Below are 17,089 nucleotides of genomic sequence, written 5' to 3' on the forward strand. Positions count from 1 at the left end.
GGCAGATCATGGCCATCCTGGAAAAGCACAAGATCCTGGAAAAGAACGCGACGCTGCTGCTGATCTTTTCCTTCCTGGTCGTCACCATCGGCGGCATCGTCCAGATCACCCCGCTGTTCTATCTGGAAAATACCATCGAGAAGGTGGAGGGCGTCCGCCCCTACACCCCGCTGGAGCTGACCGGCCGCGACATCTATGTCCGCGAGGGCTGCTATGTCTGCCACAGCCAGATGATCCGCCCCATGCGGGACGAGGTCGAACGCTATGGCCATTACAGCCTAGCGGCCGAATCGATGTACGACCACCCGTTCCAATGGGGCTCCAAGCGCACCGGCCCCGACCTGGCGCGCGTCGGCAGCCGCTATTCCGACGAGTGGCACATCGACCACCTGCGCAATCCGCGTTCGGTCGTGCCGGAATCGATCATGCCCTCCTATGGGTTCCTGCTGGACCGGGTAATCACGCCCGACCACATCCGCGACCGTCTGCGCACGGATGAAACCGTCGGCGTGCCCTATACCGACGACATGCTTCAGAACGCCGTGGCCGATTTCCGCGCCCAGGCCGATCCGTTCGGCGACCCGGCCCTGCAGGACCGGTATCCCGGCGCGCAGATGCGCAACTTCGACCGCCAGCCCCAGTTGACCGAGATGGACGCCCTGATCGCCTATCTGCAGATCCTGGGCACGATGGTCGACTTCTCGACCTTCGAACCCGACCCGAACCGCTGAGGCCGCCATGGAAACCTATAGCTTCCTTCGCACGCTGGCCGACAGCTGGGTCCTGCTGGCGCTGACGCTGATTTTCCTGTGCGTGATCGGGTTCGTGTTCCGCCCCGGAGCGCGCCGCGCCCAGAAGGACGCCGCCGAAAGCATCTTCCGCAACGAAACCCGTCCGGCCGAGGACAAGACCAAGGAGGACCGCTGATGTCCGACGAGCCCCGGAAACCGGCGGATGACGCCGAGAGGATCGGCCTGCGCCGTGCCGCCGCCGATGTCGAACATGCCGCCAAGTTGGCGGGCGACATCCCGCCGCGTCCCGCCCCCGACCAGCCGGTCGCGCCCAAGACCCGCCGCAAGGGGCGTCATGGGGTGGCGCTGCAGGAAACGCCCTCGACCGGCCACGAATGGGACGGGATCACCGAATACGACAACCCGATGCCGCGCTGGTGGCTGTGGACCTTCTATGCCACGATTGCCTGGGCGATCGGCTATGTCGTCGCCTATCCGGCCATTCCCCTGGTGACGCAGGCGACCCAGGGCCTGCTGCAGACCGACACCCGAGAGGAGGTCGCAGCCGAGATCGACCGCTTTGCCGCAGCGAACGCGCCGGTCCAGGCCGCCCTTGTCGCAGCACCGCTGGAGCAGATACCCGCCGATCCGCAACTGACCGGCTATGCCACGAATGCGGGCGCGGCGCTTTACCGGACATGGTGCGCGCAGTGCCACGGCGCGGGTGCGGCCGGGGGCGCGGGCTATCCGAACCTGCTGGACGACAGCTGGCTCTGGGGCGGCAGCCTGGCCGACATCCACCAGACCCTGCAGCACGGCATCCGCGACCCGCTGGACCCCGAGACGCGCTATTCCGAGATGCCGCGCTTCGGCACCGACGGGTTGCTGGACCGGGCGCAGATCGTGCAGGTCACCGACCACGTCCTGTCGCTGTCGGGCCTGCCGCATGACGCCGCCCGCGCGGCCGAAGGCGCGGCGATCTTCGCCGACAACTGCGCGGCCTGTCACATGGAGGACGGCAGCGGCAGCCGCGACCAGGGCGCGCCCGCGCTGAACGACCAGGTCTGGCTCTATGGCAGCGACCGCGACACGCTGGACCGCATCATCAGCCAAGGTCCCTATGGCGTGATGCCGGCCTGGTCCAGCCGCCTGACCGAGGCCGAGATCCGTGCCCTTGCCGTCTATGTCCACGGGCTGGGCGGCGGCGAATAGCCGCCCGGTTCACCGGTTTCCGTGCCCGCGCTTCGGCACGGAAAAGACCGGTCCCCCGTCCTGTTCGCGCGTTCCTCGGGGGACCGGCACCTTCTTCGCGGCCCAAGACCGCGAGACCAGCTTTCGCGCCGGCCCGACCGCGTGGAAATCCGACCCCCGATCTCTTGCGCGTCCGATCGGGGGCCGATTACCCTCAGGCCACCAGCTCTCCGCGCAGCGAATTCGGGGCGCTTTCCACGATCCTGACCCGCACCAGATCGCCGACCTGCGCCTGCGGCGCCTCGACGAAGACCGAATGCAGGTAGTCGGACTTGCCGACCATCTGGCCCGCCTCGCGGCCCGCCTTCTCGAACAGCACGCCAAGCGTGCGGCCGACCATCGATTGCTGCGCCGCCTTCTGCTGGCGGGTCAGCAGGGCCTGCAGTTCCTGCAGGCGGGCATCGGCCACGGCGCCGTCGACCTCGGGGCGGTCATAGGCGGGGGTGCCGGGGCGGGGCGAATACTTGAAGCTGAAGGCCGTGCCGAAGCCGACCTGTTCGACCAGCCGCAGCGTGTCCCGGTGGTCCTCGTCGGTCTCTCCGGGAAAGCCCACGATGAAGTCGCTGGTCAGCAGGATGTCGGGCCGCGCCTCGCGGATGCGGTCGATCAGGCGCAGGTACTGGTCGGCGGTGTGCTTGCGGTTCATCGCCTTCAGGATGCGGTCGCTGCCCGACTGCACCGGCAGGTGCAGATAGGGCATCAGCTGCGGGATGTCGCGATGCGCCGAAATCAGGTCGTCGGCCATGTCGTTGGGATGGCTGGTCGTATAGCGGATGCGGTCCAGCCCCGGCACCTCGCCAAGGGCGCGGATCAGCCGGCCAAAGCCCCATTCGCCGTCGCTGCCCGCCCCGTGCCAGCCGTTGACGTTCTGGCCCAGCAGGGTGACCTCGCGCACGCCGCGTTCCACGAGATCGCGGGCCTCTCGCATGATGCGGTCCACGGGTCGGCTGACCTCGGCCCCGCGGGTGTAGGGGACGACGCAGAAGGCGCAGAACTTGTCGCAGCCCTCTTGCACCGTCAGGAAGGCCGCGGGCGCGCGGCGGGTGGCGCGGCGTTCGGGCAGGTGGTCGAACTTGTCTTCCTCGGGGAAGTCGGTGACGATCGCGGGCGCCTCTCCGCGCACCATCGCGGGCAGGCGGTGATAGGTCTGCGGCCCCACCACCAGGTCGACCAGCGGCATGCGGCGGACGATCTCCTGGCCCTCGGCCTGGGCCACGCAGCCGGCGACGCCGATCTTCAGGTCCGGCTTCTCTGCCTTCAGCGGCTTCAGCCGGCCGAGATCGCTATAAAGCTTCTCGGCCGCCTTCTCGCGGATGTGGCAGGTGTTCAGCAGGACCATGTCGGCATCGCCCTGATCCTCGGTCAGGACATAGCCTTCGGCGCCCATCGCCTCGGCCATGCGCTGGCTGTCATAGACGTTCATCTGGCAGCCATAGGTCTTGATGAAAAGCTTCTTGACGGCCTTCGAGGGGGCGTGCTGGGTCATGACATGCGGTCCTTGGGATCCGCGTGCTGATACAGGAAAGCACTGGTCTTGGAAAGCGCTCAGGCCATGGCCGGCACCTGCTGCCGCAGCGGCAGGACAAGCGGTGTCCCGCGGCGGGCGTGATGCTGCGCCAGCCGGCGCGCCTGGCCGCCCAAGGGGGTCAGGCGCGCCTTGGGCAGTTCGACGTCGGGCCCCGTCATTCCGGCAAGCCGCATGATGGTGGCGCGGGTGTCCGGATCGTGGGTCTTCAGGGCTTCCGGCCCGGCATACATCGATTCGGTCACGGCGCCGTTGGCATGGACCAACTCGTGCCGGGGCAGCAGGATGTGGATGTAGGTGACCGTCGCCAGGTCCTCCACGACGTCGATCCCCCTGACCGCGACCAGCTGCTTGGCGGCGACAAGGATTTCGGCCGATCCGAACCGTGCCTCGGCCGTGGCCGAGCGGATCAGCATCCGATGCTGGGGCGACACGAGGAGGTCGCGGTCCGGCATCCCCGGCCCCAATGCACCCGCCGAAAGGCGGATGGGCCGCAGATGGGCGGCGTCGGCATCCAGATGCACCTCGCGGGTCCCGATCCAGAGGATCGGCTGCGCACCGCTGTCGACCGTCAGGACCAGATCGCCCACCGCCAGGCCCTCGATCGCGCAGGGACCGTGCGGCGTCGCGATCATCGTGCCGGGGGTGAAGCAGGTCGCGGACCTCGGGCTTTCGGCCGGGGGCGGCGCGAAGCGGTCGAAGGTGAGCTGCCCTGTTCCGGGTCCCGGATAGAAGAGGTTGGTCTTGTCAGTCGGAAAGCTGCGCGACAGATCGAGGACCAGATGCCCGCCGCTGCCCTGGTTTTCCAGCACGATGTGATTTTCGCCGCCGCCCATGCCTGCGACCAGATCGTCTTTGGGAACCAGCCGCGCGAATGTCGGGCTGCTGCCGGGCTTGGGCCAGCCCGCGCCGTTCGCATAGGGGTCGCCCCCGGGGTCCTGCGCCGGATCGTATTTCTGGATGTCCCAGAACTGGCCGTTCCTGAAGGTCGTGTCGGTGCCGTTGGTGTTTCCCACCCAGACCAGCCGGTAGTAGTCGGTCGACCCGCCGACGGCCGAAGCGTCCCTTACCTCCATCCCGAAGCCCGGATCGCCGGGGTTGCGGAAGTTGGTCGGCTGGCTGGCGGTCCGCGCCAGGTGATTGCCCGTGAAGACCAGCGGTCCCGAATAGTTCATCTTGACGACGCCTCTGCTGCCGGTGCCGAAGGTCCGGGCTGATCTGCATGATGGTGAGGTGCGCCGTTCTGGTGCGGCCGGGTTCTTCGCGAACCCGGTGACATTGTGGCCCCCGATCAGGGCCGTGACGGGTGAAAGGTAACCCTGCTGAGGGCGTTCCGCCAAACCCAAAGTCCATCAAATGCGTCGCATGCGGCCTTGCGTGTGCGGCCATTGAACGTGCGGTTCCGGGCGGATAGCCTGTGACCGAACCGGTCACAGGAGCATCACGATGACGACCCCGCAAAGCTGGGAAGCCCGCGCCGACGAATATTCGCTCTACGGCTTTACCGACCTGCCAAGCGTGCACAAGCGCGGCGCCGTCGTGCTGACGCATGGCGAGGGACCCTATGTCGTCGACGTGAACGGCAACCGCTACCTGGACGCCAATTCGGGCCTGTGGAACATGGTCGCGGGCTTCGACCACAAGGGTCTGGCCGAGGCCGCCAAGGCGCAGTACGACCGCTTTCCCGGCTATCACGCGTTCTTCGGCCGGATGTCCGACCAGACGGTGATGCTGTCGGAAAAGCTGGTCGAGGTGTCGCCGTTCGCGCGCGGCAAGGTGTTCTATACAAACTCGGGGTCCGAGGCGAACGACACCATGGTCAAGATGCTGTGGTTCATGCACGCCAGCGAAGGGAACCCGCAAAAGCGCAAGATCCTGACGCGCTGGAACGCCTATCACGGCGTGACGGCGGTCTCGGCCTCCATGACCGGCAAGCCCTATAACGAGGTGTTCGGCCTGCCGCTGCCGGGCTTCATCCACCTGACCTGCCCGCATTACTGGCGCTTCGGCCAGGAGGGCGAGACCGAGGAGCAGTTCACGCAACGCCTGGCACGCGAGCTGGACGAGACGATCGAAGCCGAGGGCGCCGACACCATCGCGGGCTTCTTCGCCGAACCCGTGCAGGGGGCAGGGGGCGTGATCCCGCCGTCCGCCGGTTACTTCCAGGCGATCATGCCGGTGCTGAAGAAGCACGGCATCCCCATGATTGCGGACGAGGTGATCACGGGCTTCGGCCGCACCGGGAACACCTGGGGCAGCCAGACCTATGACTTCGTGCCCGACGCCATCATCAGCTCCAAGAACCTGACGGCGGGCCTCTTCCCGATGGGCGCGGTGATCCTGGGGCCGGAACTGACGGACCGCCTGCAGGCCGCGATCGACAAGATAGAGGAGTTCCCGCACGGCTTCACCGCATCCGGGCACCCGGTCGGCTGCGCGGTCGCGCTGAAGGCCATCGACGTCGTGATGAACGAGGGGCTGGCCCAGAACGTCGTCGACCTCGCCCCTCGCTTCGAGGACGGGCTGCGCCAGCTGGCCCAGAACCCGAACATCGGCGAATACCGCGGCGTGGGCTTCATGTGGGCGCTGGAGGCGGTGCGCGACAAGGCCACCAAGACCCCGTTCGAGGGGCACCTGTCGGTCAGCGAACGCATCGCCAACACCTGCACCGACATGGGCCTGATCTGCCGCCCGCTGGGTCAGTCCATCGTCCTCTGCCCGCCCTTCATCCTGACGACCGCGCAGATGGACGAGATGTTCGAGAAGCTAGACAAGGCGCTCGGGAAGGTCTTCGCCGAACTGGCATGACGTGATCCGAATTGATCCGAACGCAGGCAGGGCGTCCCCGGCCTGCGTTCGTTCCGATCCCTACGGCGGCAGGAAGTTGGTTCGACGGCCGTTTCCGTCCCTCGCCGGTGAAGGCATGCAGCGTCTTTTCCGCATGGGGAGTGGGCCGGTCAGGGGGTTTACCCCTATTTGACGCGCGTATCAGAAGCTTCCGCGCCCATGATCGGGGATTGCGTGGCGACGGGGGGATTTGCCGGCCTCAAGGGGCCCGGCGGTGGCGGGACCCTTGCGGGCCCCGCGGTCGTTCAGGAGCTGCGGCGGGTGCAGTCGTGCTGCTGTCACCGCTGGCTGGTATCGGCAACGGGGACCCGCCGGCGGGACTCGCCTGAAGGCAGACTCGATATAGTCGGATCAACGGATGTGACGGGCGCTCGGCCAAATCCAAGAGGACGACGGGTGGCGCTATGCTTGACAGCGCCCGGTTTCGAAGTCGCCCGCATAGTCTCCTCTACAAGGATACTGACGTCATCGCCCAAGACGGAGGGGCGCGGCGTGGTGGACGGTCGGCCGGCCGTTGGAGAAGCCGATGGACACGGCGCCGGTGGCGGCAAGCCGCCCGGGGTCCAGCAGCAGGCAGGGTGTGGGGTCTGCAAGGTCGACCGGTTCCGAGGCCACGACGATCCGCAGGGGGCGACAGGCCTCGGCCGCGCGTTCGCCCGAGCCCTTGCCGGTCAGGTGCCACAGCTGCCACTCCTCGGGCAGGTCGGCCACCCGGTTGCGGCGGTCGCCCGACCATGCCGGCCGGTTGGCAGCGTGCTCTTGCGTCGACATGTCGCCGTCTTCCTGAAGCCACGTGGACACCACGAACGATCCGCCCGAAGGTTTCGAGATCGCCCGCCCCTGCGGCGTCATCACGCCCACGGCCTCGCCTTCGGGCGCGATCAGCAGCAGCGGCCGGCTGGCCGTGATCCATGCGGCCGCCGCCGCGGCCATCAATGCGATGCCAAGGCCCAGGCCCGCCGTCGCCACGCTGCGGCGCCAACCGCCGCGCCAGCAGAGGATAGCCAGCGCCGCGCCGAACTCCATCATCGGGACCACCGGGCCGGGGGGCAGCGGAAGCGCCGTGACCGCCCCACCGAGGTTCGCGACCTGCTCTGCGACCAGCAGCATCCACTTGGTGCCGATGCCCATGATCCAGAGGGCGGGACCCTCCAGACCGACCAGCGCCAGGATCGCACCGATGACGCCCGCTGGCATGACGAGCGTTCCCATGACGGGAACCGCCAGCAGGTTCGCCAGCAGCCCGTACTGGGCCATGCGGTTGAAATGCGCCGCCGCGATGGGGGAAGTCGCGACCGCGGCGACCAGGGACGACACGATCAGCATCGCGCCCGGGCGCAGCCACCAGGGCAGGCGCGGGCCGATGCGCGACCAGGGCCCATAGGACAGGATCAGCGCGATGGTGGCGGCAAAGCTCATCTGGAAGCCGGCGCCGGTTACCGCCTCGGGGCTGTAGATCAGGATCACGGTCGCGGCCACGGCGACCGTGCGCAACGAAATCGCCCGCCGGTCGACCATGATCGCACCCAGCATGACGGCAACCATGATGAAGGCCCGCTCGGTCGCGACGCCGCCGCCCGACAGCCACAGATAGCCCGCCGCCGCCGCCAGCGCGCCGCCCGCCGCGACCTTGTGCAGCGGCCGGCCAAGGCCCATGCCGCCAGCCTGGACCAGGACCGTCGCCAGCCGCAGTCCGCCATAGACGAAGCCCGCCAGCATCCCCATGTGCAACCCGGAAATCGAGATGATGTGGTAGAGGTTCGATGCCCGCATCACCTCGTTCGTCTGTTCCGAAATGCCCGACCGGTCGCCCGTCATCAGCGCCGATGCCACCGCGCCCGCCTGGCCGCCGATGCGGTCCTGGATCGCGGCGCTGATCGCCATGCGGGCGCGGTGCATCCACCAGATGCCGCCCTCGACCGGGGCGACGGACATGATCGGCGTGCGGGTGTACCCGACGGCGCCAAGCCCCTCGAACCACGCATGGAGGCGGAAGTCGAAGCTGCCGGGCGAGGCCGGGGCAGGGGGCGGACCCAGATGGCCGGTCAGCATCACGCGCTGGCCCAGGGGCGGCAGCGCACCATCGCCCATCAGCGACAGGCGCACCCGCGCCGGGGTCCGGTCGGGGGGCAGGTCGCGCAGCACCACGCGGTCCAGCGTCAGGCGCATGCGGTCGCGGCTGGAGCGGTCGATCTCGATCACTCGCCCCTCGACCGGGCCATAGTAGCGCCATTCCAGCACGGGGGCCGCGACATGGGCGGCACGAACGCCGGCCAGCCCCGTGCCGCCGGCGACCAGGCAGATCACAAGCGCCCCCAGGTGCAGGGCGTCGGCGGCCGGCCAGCCGATCCGCCCGCGCTCGGCCCAGGTCGGTGCAAATCGGGCAACGACAAGGGCAGACAGCAGGACCGCCGCGATCGCGGCCCATTCCGGCCAGCCCAGCAGCGCGGGCCGCAGGAACCACAGCCCGATCCCGGCCGACAGGCAGACCGGCACCCAGGGGAACAGACCCGCGCGCACCGCCGCCGCAGGTCGGACGCGCGGCACGGGGACGATCCGGGGCCGGGCATGGGGCAGGGGCGCCGTGCCCGACTGGGGCAACATCCTTGTCCTTTCGGGGACCGTTGACTATCAATTGCCGCGAAGATGGCACGGCGATGCTTACCGAAGTGTTAACGCCAGACCGCCCCGCCACGTCACCTCTCTGCCGAAGGCCCGCATGTCCCAGACCCCTCCCGTCACCCGCTTCGCCCCCTCGCCCACCGGCTTTCTGCATATCGGAGGCGCCCGGACGGCACTGTTCAACTGGCTGTTCGCCCGCGGACGCGGGGGCAAGTTCCTGCTGCGGATCGAGGATACCGACCGCGCCCGGTCCACGCCCGAGGCGACCGCCGCGATCCTCAAGGGCCTGACCTGGCTTGGCCTCGACTGGGACGGGGAACCGGTCAGCCAGTTCGCCCGCAAGGACCGCCATGCCGAAGTCGCCCAGCAGATGCTGGCGAACGGCACGGCCTACCGGTGCTTCTCGACGACCGAGGAAATCGCTGCCTGGCGCGAGGCGAACCCGCGCCAGCCCTTCGCAAGCCCATGGCGCGACGCGATCGACCTTCCGGACGCGCCCTTCGCGATTCGCCTCAAGGCCCCGCGGACGGGCGAGACGGTGATCGACGACCAGGTGCAGGGCGAGGTGCGCGTCGCCAACGACCAGCTGGACGACATGGTCCTGTTGCGCAGCGACGGTACGCCGACCTACATGCTGGCGGTGGTGGTGGACGATCACGACATGGGCGTGACGCATGTGATCCGGGGGGACGATCACCTGACCAACACCGCGCGGCAGATCCAGATCTATGACGCGATGGGCTGGGACCGCCCGGTCTTCGCCCATATCCCGCTGATCCACGGCGAGGACGGCAAGAAGCTGTCCAAGCGCCACGGCGCGGTGGGCCTGCACGAATTCGCGGCGCTCGGCTATCCGCCCGCGGCGATGCGCAACTATCTCGCCCGCCTCGGCTGGAGCCATGGCGACGACGAACTGTTCGACGACGCGCAGGCGCGCGAATGGTTCGACCTGTCGGGCATCGGGCGCGCGCCTGCCCGGCTGGATTTCAAGAAACTGGAACATGTCAGCGGCCACCACCTTCGCACGATGAGCGATGCGGCCGTCATGTCCGCGCTGGAGGACTACCTTGCGGAAATTGGGGCGGCATCGCTGACGGCGCTGCAGCGGGACCGCATCATGGGCGCGATGGCCGTGCTGAAGGACAAGGCGAAAACCCTGCCGGCGCTGCTGGATCAGGCCCGGTTCGCGATGATCGAGCGGCCCGTGCAGGTGGATGAGAAAGCGAACAAGTCTCTGGATTCGGTATCCCGTGGTATGCTGCGATCGTTGACTGCCGCAGTGCAGAATGTTAGCTGGAGCCGAGACGATCTGGAGGGTGCGGCCAAGCAGGTTGCCGAGGCGAACGGCGTCGGGCTTGGCAAGATCGCGGGACCTTTGCGGGCGGCCTTGGCCGGGACCGGCGCAACCCCCAGCGTGTTCGACATGATGACTGCGCTTGGCCGCGAAGAGACGCTGGCCCGGCTTCAGGACCAGACCGATTTGGCAGGCTGAGGCCTGCCGCAACATGCCCGGATCCCGTCACGACGTGACGATGGGGCGGGCTTAGCCGGAAAGGACGCACAGGATGGCGGACAAGACAGCCAAACTGCGAATCGACGAACAGGAATACGAGCTGCCGATCCTCAGCCCGACGCATGGACCGGAGGTTCTGGACATCCGCAAGCTCTATGGCCAGGCGGACGTGTTCACCTATGACCCTGGCTTCACCTCGACCGCCAGCTGCGATTCGACGATCACCTATATCGACGGCGACAAGGGAGAACTGTGGTATCGCGGCTATCCGATCGAACAGCTGGCCGCCAAGTCGAACTACTTGGAAGTGTGCTTCCTGCTGCTTTACGGCGAACTGCCCACGGCCGAGCAGATGACCGACTTCCAGAACCGCATCACGCGCCACACGATGGTGCATGAACAGATGCACAACTTCTTCCGGGGCTTCCGTCGCGACGCGCATCCGATGGCGACCATGGTCGGCGTCGTGGGGGCCATGTCGGCCTTTTACCACGACTCGACCGACATCAGCGACCCGTGGCAGCGCGAGGTCGCCTCGATCCGCCTGATCGCGAAGCTGCCGACGATCGCCGCAATGGCCTACAAGTATTCGATCGGCCAGCCCTTCGTCTATCCGCAGAACGAGCTGGATTATGCGTCGAACTTCCTGAACATGTGCTTCTCGGTTCCGGCCGAGAAATACAACGTGGACCCGGCCCTTGCCCGCGCCATGGACCGCATCTTCACGCTGCATGCCGATCACGAACAGAACGCCTCGACCTCCACCGTGCGCCTGGCCGGGTCGTCGGGAGCGAACCCCTTCGCCTGCATCGCGGCCGGCATCGCCTGTCTGTGGGGCCCCGCCCATGGCGGCGCCAATCAGGCCTGCCTGGAAATGCTGCGCCAGATCGGCACCGTCGACCGGATCCCGGAATACATCGCGCGCGCCAAGGACAAGGACGACCCGTTCCGCCTGATGGGCTTTGGTCACCGTGTCTACAAGAACTTCGACCCGCGCGCGAAGGTCATGAAGGAGTCCGCGGACGAGGTGCTGGACCTTCTGGGTGTGGCCGACAATCCGACCCTGCAGGTCGCCAAAGAGCTTGAGCGGATCGCGCTGGAGGACGAGTACTTCGTCTCGAAGAAGCTCTATCCGAACGTGGACTTCTATTCGGGCATCATCCTCGAGGCGATGGGTTTCCCCACCTCGATGTTCACACCGATCTTCGCGCTGTCGCGCACGGTTGGCTGGATCGCCCAGTGGAAAGAGATGATCGCCGACCCGCAGAACAAGATCGGCCGCCCGCGGCAGCTGTATGTCGGCAGCGGCAAGCGCGACTACATCGACCTGTCCGCTCGCTGAGGGCCAAGGCGGCGGCACCGGCCGCCGGTCAGGCTTCGCAATGCCCCGTTTCCGCAAGGAGGCGGGGCATTGGCTTTGTCGGGGCTGCCGCAGGGCGGGAGATCGTGCCGGTGCCGCGGATCCGCCGGATGCCGCGTGCCGTCCCGATGTCCGGGGGCGGCGGCACCGACAGGGCCTTGCGCGATGGCCGTCGCGGTGGCAAGGGAGCCGGCATGAGCGAGATTGATCAGGCAGGGGCGCCCAGGCTGGCGCTTGTGACGGGGGCCTCTCGGGGTCTGGGCGCGGCGCTGGCCGAGGGGCTGGCGGCGCGGGGATACCACGTTCTGGCGGTGGCCCGGACGGTGGGCGCGCTGGAGGAACTGGACGATCGGATCAGGGCCGCCGGTGGGCAGGCAACGCTGGCGCCGATGGACATCAACGACCCCGCGCCCATGCAGCAGATGGTGCAGGCGATCCGCGACCGCTGGGGCGGGCTGGACCTGTGGGCGCATACCGCCGTACACGCCGCGCCCCTGGCGCCCGCGCCGCATATCGAGGGGCGGGATTGGTCGAAGTCGATGCTGACCAATGTCGAGGTGACGCGCGGGCTGATCGCGCTGCTGGAGCCGCTGTTGCGCCTGCAGGGCGGCACGGCGCTGTTCTTCGACGACCCGCGCGCCGGGCAAAAGTTCTTCGGCGCCTATGGGGCCAGCAAGGCGGCGCAGATCGCGCTGGCCCGCAGTTGGCGGGCGGAGACGGTGCAGACCGGGCCGCGCATCGTGATCGATGCGCCGGCGCCCATGCCGACGGCCGTACGCGCCAGGTTCTATCCCGGCGAAGAGCGGGGCGCGCTGTCGCCCTGCAAGAACGAAGCCGAACGGATCCTGAACGCGCTCTGACTGCGGCCGAGCCTTACGTCCCGCGACGGCGGGGGGCTGCCTGCCCCCCGCACCCCCCGGGTGTCGCGCCCCGTTTCAGCCGAGCGGATCCGTCGCGGCCCTGAGCCAATCCTGTTCGGCCGGGTCGAGCCGGTCGACCAGCGCGTCCCGCACCTGGGCGTGATAGGCGTCGAGCCAGGCGATCTCGTCCCGCGACAAGGCCGCGACGTCGATCAGCCGCCGGTCGATGGGGCAGAGCGTCAACGTCTGGAAGCCCAGCATCTGGCGGCCGGGCTCGGCCTCGGCCTCGGTCACCGCGACCAGGTTCTCGATCCGGATGCCGAAGCTGCCTTCGCGGTAGTATCCAGGCTCGTTCGAGAGGATCATGCCGGGCTCCAGCGCCATGTCGCTGACGCGGCTGATCCGCGCGGGGCCCTCGTGAACGCAGAGTGCGGCGCCGACGCCGTGGCCGGTGCCGTGGTCGAAGTCGAGCCCCTGTTGCCACAGGAACTGCCGCGCCAGTGCATCCAGATGCGCGCCGCCCACGCCTTTCGGGAAGCGCGCGCGGGTCAGGGCGATCATGCCGCGCAGGACCGCGGTGAAGGGGGCAACCGCGTCCTGCCGCACCTGCCCGAGCGTCACCGTGCGGGTGATATCCGTCGTGCCGTCGCGATATTGCCCGCCCGAATCGATCAGCAGCAGTTCACCATCGGCAAGGCGGCGGTTCGACCGTTCGGTCACGCGGTAGTGGACGATGGCGCCGTTCGGGCCGGCGCCCATGATCGTGTCGAAGCTGATGTCGAGGATCCCTGCGTCGCGGCGCAGATCCTCCAGCCGCCGGACCACATCGATCTCGGTCAGCGCGGCCGGGTCCTGCGCGTCGAGCCAGGCCAGAAGCCGCACCATCGCGACGCCGTCGCGGTGGTGCGCCGCCTGCATGCCCGCCAGTTCGGCCGCGTTCTTGCGGGCCTTGGGCAAGAGCGCGAGGTCCGCCCCCCGCACGATGTCGGTGCCGGCATCGTCGAGGATGCGGAATGCGGCCTCGGGCGCGGTGGCCGGATCAAGCCGCACGGGTCCTTCCAGGTCGGTCAGCGCGGCCGCCAGCGCATCGGCCGGCAGGATCGAGACGTGGTTGCCCAGATGCGCCCGCAGGTCATCGTCGAACTTGGCCGGATCGGCAAAGAGCGCGACGTGGCCCGTGTCCGACAGGACCGCAAAGGACTGCACCACCGGGTTCTTGGGCAGGTCGCTGCCGCGGATGTTCAGCAGCCACGAGATCGAGTCGGGCAGCGTCAGCAGCGCCGCCGCCTGACCCTCGGCCTTCAGCTGGACGGCCAGGCGCGCCCGCTTCTGGGCGGCGCTTTCGCCGGCGACATCCTCGGGGTGAGTGCGCGCGGCGCCGACCGGTGGGGCCGGGCGGTCGGGCCAGATGGCGTCGACCGGGTTGTCGTCCAGCGCGATCAGCGCGATGGAGCTGCCTTCCAGCGCGGCGTCGATCGTCTCGATCTCTCGCCGGGTGTGCAGCCAGGGGTCGAAGCCCACGCGGCCACCCTGCGGCAGCGCCTCGCGCAGCCAGTCCGAGGGCCGCGTCTCGGGCCAATCCACCGGCGTGAAGTGGCGCAGATCGATCTGCCCCCTGACCTGCACGCGGTAACGGCCGTCGACGAAGACGCCGGCCCGGTCCAACGTCGCAATGGCAAAGCCCGCGCTGCCGGTGAACCCGGTCAGCCAGGCCAGCCGCGCATCGGCGTCGGCCACGTATTCGCCCTGGTGCACATCGGCGCGGGGCACGATGACGGCGGACAGATCCTGGTCGCGCATCACCTGGCGCAGGGCCTCCAACCGGGCGGCGTGGTCGCCGCCGCCGGCGGGATCTTCAAAGCTTTGGAAACTCACAATTTGATGGCCTTCATGACTTCGGGTTCGATGACCTGGACGCCCGGCAGTCCGGCGATCAGGGCGCTGGCATCCTGGTCCAGTGCAGGGAAGGTCTTGTAATGGCAGGGGATGACGGTCTTGAAGTCGAAATAACGCTTCGCAGCATAGGCGGCGCGCGTCATGTCCATGGTGAAGTGGCCGCCCGCGCAGAGGATGCCGATGTCCGGCTTGTGCAGGTCGCCCATCCATTCCATGTCGGCCATGATGTCGGTGTCGCCCGAGACATAGATCACGTGGCCGTCGCCCGCGATCATGTAGCCCGATTCGTGGCCCGCATAGACCGGCCCGTTCGGCCCCGCGATCGAGCTGGAATGCGTTGCGTTCACCATCGTGACCTGCGCGCCGCCCAGGTCGACCGTGCCGCCCTTGTTGAAGCCGATGCCGTCGATGCCTTCGGAGTCCTGCCAATGGCTGATCAGGTCGAAGATGCCCACGACGGGGATCTTCAGGTCCCGGGCCAGCGCCAGCGTGTCGCCGCTGTGGTCGCCATGGCCGTGGGTCAGCAAGATATGCGTCGCCCCCCGGACGGCGTCGTCGCGCGCGCCGTCGGGAAAGGCGGGATTGCCGGTCATCCAGGGGTCGATCAGGATCACGGCCTGTTCGATTTCAAGCCGAAAGGCGGAATGGCCAAGCCAGGTCAGGTTCATCGGGTCCTCCTTGAGGATCAGGTTAGCCGCCGCGACGGGCGCTGACCAGAACCCCCAGCAAAGGGCAAGGGTTGCCTTCAGACCGGCGCGGCGTCGTCCAGGCGCAGGCGCAGGCGCTCGCGTCCACCCCAGGTCGACAGCTCCAGCTTGCCGGCCAGATGAAAGCGCCGGCCCTTGGCGCCGATCAGGCCCGGCCCGAGCGGGCCGTCCATCGCACCCCAGGCGACGGCCTCCAGAGCGGGCGCGCCGGAGCTGCGGAACGAGAGCCGCAGGTGGCGGTCGCCCATCGTCGCGGCGCTGTCGATCAGCTGATCGGCAAAGGCGAAGCGCGGGGCCGGGGCGGCCTGCCCGTAGGGACCGGCGTCTTCAAGCATCCGGTACATCTGCGGTGTGGCACCTGCGCATTCCAGCAGGCCCGAGATGCGCAGCTCTCGCCCGCCGGTGCGGCCTGCAAGGTCGCGGGCGATCAGGTCGGCCAGGCGTTCCATCGCGGGGGCGATCTTGGCTTCCTCGGCCGTCAGCCCGGCGGCCATCTCGTGCCCGCCACCTTTCAGCAGCAGCCCCTCGCGCGCCAGCCGCTGGATCGCCCGCCCCAGATCGATGCCGGGGACCGAGCGGGCGCTGCCCTTGCCGATGCCGCCCTCGACCCCGATCACGACCGAGGGGAGGTCAGTCGCCTCTTTCACGCGGGCGGCGACGATGCCGACCACGCCGGGATGCCAGCCGGGACCGGCGGCCCAGGACAGGCGCGGATCGCCCCGCGCCTCGACCTGCGCCAGCGCCTCCAGCCGCACGGCGGCCTCGATGTTGCGGCGGTCGCGGTTCAGCTCGTCCAGCTGGCGCGCCAGGTCTTCGGCCTGGCGCGGATCGCGGCAGGACAGGCACAGCGCGCCCAGATCGGCCCGCCCCACGCGCCCGCCCGCGTTGATGCGCGGCCCCAGAAGAAAGCCCAGGTGAAACGCCGCAGGGGGGCCGTCCAGCCGCGCGACATCCGACAGCGCCACCAGCCCCGTCCGCTGCCGCCGCGCCATCACCGCCAAGCCCTGGCGGACGAAGGCGCGGTTCACGCCGACCAGCGGCGCCACATCGGCCACCGTCGCCAGCGCCACAAGGTCCATCATCGCCATCAGGTCGGGCTCTGGCAGCCCGCGGGCCCGCAGACCGCGTCCTGCCTGCACCAGCGTCAGGAAGACGACGCCTGCCGCGCAGAGATGCCCAAGCGTTCCGTCCTCGTCGTTGCGGTTCGGGTTCACGACGGCCAGGGCGGGCGGCAGCGTCTCGCCGCCCAGGTGGTGGTCCAGCACGATCACGTCGCAGCCCTTGGCGGCGGCCAGCGCGTCGTGGCTCAGCGTGCCGCAATCGACGCAGACGATCAGGTCGTGGTCCCGCGCCAGCGCCTCCATGGCGGGGACGTTCGGGCCATAGCCCTCGTCGATGCGGTCGGGGATATAGAGGGTCGCCTGCCGCCCCTGCTGGTGCAGCCAGTCGATCAGCAGCGCGGCCGAGGCCCCCCCATCGACGTCGTAGTCGGCGAAGATGGCGATCCGCTGGCCGGTCACGGCCGCCTCGACCAGCCGGTCGGCCGCGACATCCATGTCGCGCAGCAGCAGCGGGTCGGGCAGCAGGTCGCGCAGCTTCGGGGTCAGGAAGCCCGAGGCCTCGGCGGGTTCCACCGCGCGTTCGGCCAGCACCCGCGCCACGGGCAGGGGCAGGGCGGCCTGCTGCGCCAGCCCTTCGGCCCGCCGCTCAAGCTCCGCCTCGGGGCCGATCCAGCGCCGACCCGTCAGCGAGCTGTCGATTCCCAGAAACGCCACGC

Annotated in this window: 13 protein-coding genes; 7 read left to right on the plus strand and 6 right to left on the minus strand. The window is 68.7% G+C overall.

The genetic code is table 11. The features are described 5' to 3' along the window. The first annotated feature begins 8 nt into the window (after positions 1 to 8). Genes ccoO through ccoP form a run of 3 tightly spaced genes read left to right on the plus strand, consistent with a single transcriptional unit; the run spans position 9 to position 1,943 of the window. Entirely contained in the window at positions 9 to 731 is a 723-nt protein-coding gene (ccoO, locus tag OC159_RS00515) for a cytochrome-c oxidase, cbb3-type subunit II (protein ID WP_265499194.1), read from the plus strand. Between the two features lie 7 nt (positions 732 to 738). Further along, positions 739 to 927, plus strand: coding sequence for a cbb3-type cytochrome c oxidase subunit 3 (locus OC159_RS00520; RefSeq protein WP_265499195.1), 189 nt, complete (start codon positions 739 to 741; stop codon positions 925 to 927). Beyond that, the gene (gene ccoP / locus OC159_RS00525) at positions 927 to 1,943 is read left to right on the plus strand and encodes a cytochrome-c oxidase, cbb3-type subunit III (protein ID WP_265499196.1); all 1,017 of its coding nucleotides are present in this window, start codon (positions 927 to 929) and stop codon (positions 1,941 to 1,943) included. The genes OC159_RS00520 and ccoP overlap by 1 nt, the downstream gene beginning before the upstream one ends. A gap of 193 nt (positions 1,944 to 2,136) precedes the next feature. On the opposite strand, the gene miaB is transcribed toward ccoP, so the two are convergent. Further along, a complete protein-coding gene (miaB, locus tag OC159_RS00530; RefSeq protein WP_265499197.1) occupies positions 2,137 to 3,468 on the minus strand; it encodes a tRNA (N6-isopentenyl adenosine(37)-C2)-methylthiotransferase MiaB in 1,332 nt (443 codons plus the stop codon). A 59-nt stretch (positions 3,469 to 3,527) separates the two neighbouring features. After that, positions 3,528 to 4,682 (minus strand): Hint domain-containing protein, encoded by a 1,155-nt coding sequence (locus OC159_RS00535; protein ID WP_265499198.1) that lies wholly within the window; start codon positions 4,680 to 4,682, stop codon positions 3,528 to 3,530. A gap of 271 nt (positions 4,683 to 4,953) precedes the next feature. On the opposite strand from OC159_RS00535, the gene OC159_RS00540 reads away from it, so the two are divergent. After that, on the plus strand, positions 4,954 to 6,315 hold the full coding sequence (locus tag OC159_RS00540) for an aminotransferase (RefSeq protein WP_265499199.1): 1,362 nt from the start codon (positions 4,954 to 4,956) through the stop codon (positions 6,313 to 6,315). Between the two features lie 504 nt (positions 6,316 to 6,819). On the opposite strand, the gene OC159_RS00545 is transcribed toward OC159_RS00540, so the two are convergent. Next, positions 6,820 to 8,958, minus strand: coding sequence for a ComEC/Rec2 family competence protein (locus OC159_RS00545; RefSeq protein WP_265499200.1), 2,139 nt, complete (start codon positions 8,956 to 8,958; stop codon positions 6,820 to 6,822). Positions 8,959 to 9,073: 115 nt separating this feature from the next. Here OC159_RS00545 and gltX point away from each other — a divergent pair, with 115 nt between their 5' ends. The 3 genes from gltX (at position 9,074) to OC159_RS00560 (ending at position 12,709) form a co-directional block, all read left to right on the plus strand. Beyond that, the gene (gltX, locus tag OC159_RS00550; RefSeq protein WP_265499201.1) at positions 9,074 to 10,468 is read left to right on the plus strand and encodes a glutamate--tRNA ligase; all 1,395 of its coding nucleotides are present in this window, start codon (positions 9,074 to 9,076) and stop codon (positions 10,466 to 10,468) included. Between the two features lie 73 nt (positions 10,469 to 10,541). Beyond that, the gene (locus tag OC159_RS00555) at positions 10,542 to 11,831 is read left to right on the plus strand and encodes a citrate synthase (RefSeq protein WP_265499202.1); all 1,290 of its coding nucleotides are present in this window, start codon (positions 10,542 to 10,544) and stop codon (positions 11,829 to 11,831) included. 212 nt (positions 11,832 to 12,043) lie between these two features. Further along, positions 12,044 to 12,709: an SDR family NAD(P)-dependent oxidoreductase gene (locus OC159_RS00560; protein ID WP_265499203.1), complete on the plus strand. Its 666-nt coding sequence runs from the start codon at positions 12,044 to 12,046 to the stop codon at positions 12,707 to 12,709. Positions 12,710 to 12,784: 75 nt separating this feature from the next. Here OC159_RS00560 and OC159_RS00565 read toward each other — a convergent pair whose 3' ends face one another. The 3 genes from OC159_RS00565 to recJ form a co-directional block, all read right to left on the minus strand. After that, positions 12,785 to 14,584 carry an aminopeptidase P family protein gene (locus OC159_RS00565; RefSeq protein ID WP_265499204.1) on the minus strand — a complete coding sequence of 600 codons (1,800 nt, stop codon included), beginning with the start codon at positions 14,582 to 14,584 and terminating at the stop codon, positions 12,785 to 12,787. Next, a complete protein-coding gene (locus OC159_RS00570; RefSeq protein ID WP_265499205.1) occupies positions 14,581 to 15,273 on the minus strand; it encodes a metal-dependent hydrolase in 693 nt (230 codons plus the stop codon). Before OC159_RS00570 ends, OC159_RS00565 begins: the two co-directional genes overlap by 4 nt. Before the next feature lie 77 nt (positions 15,274 to 15,350). Then, a complete protein-coding gene (gene recJ, locus OC159_RS00575; protein WP_265499206.1) occupies positions 15,351 to 17,087 on the minus strand; it encodes a single-stranded-DNA-specific exonuclease RecJ in 1,737 nt (578 codons plus the stop codon). Positions 17,088 to 17,089 lie beyond the last annotated feature (2 nt).

This window comes from Paracoccus beibuensis (assembly GCF_026162625.1).
Lineage (GTDB): Bacteria > Pseudomonadota > Alphaproteobacteria > Rhodobacterales > Rhodobacteraceae > Paracoccus > Paracoccus beibuensis.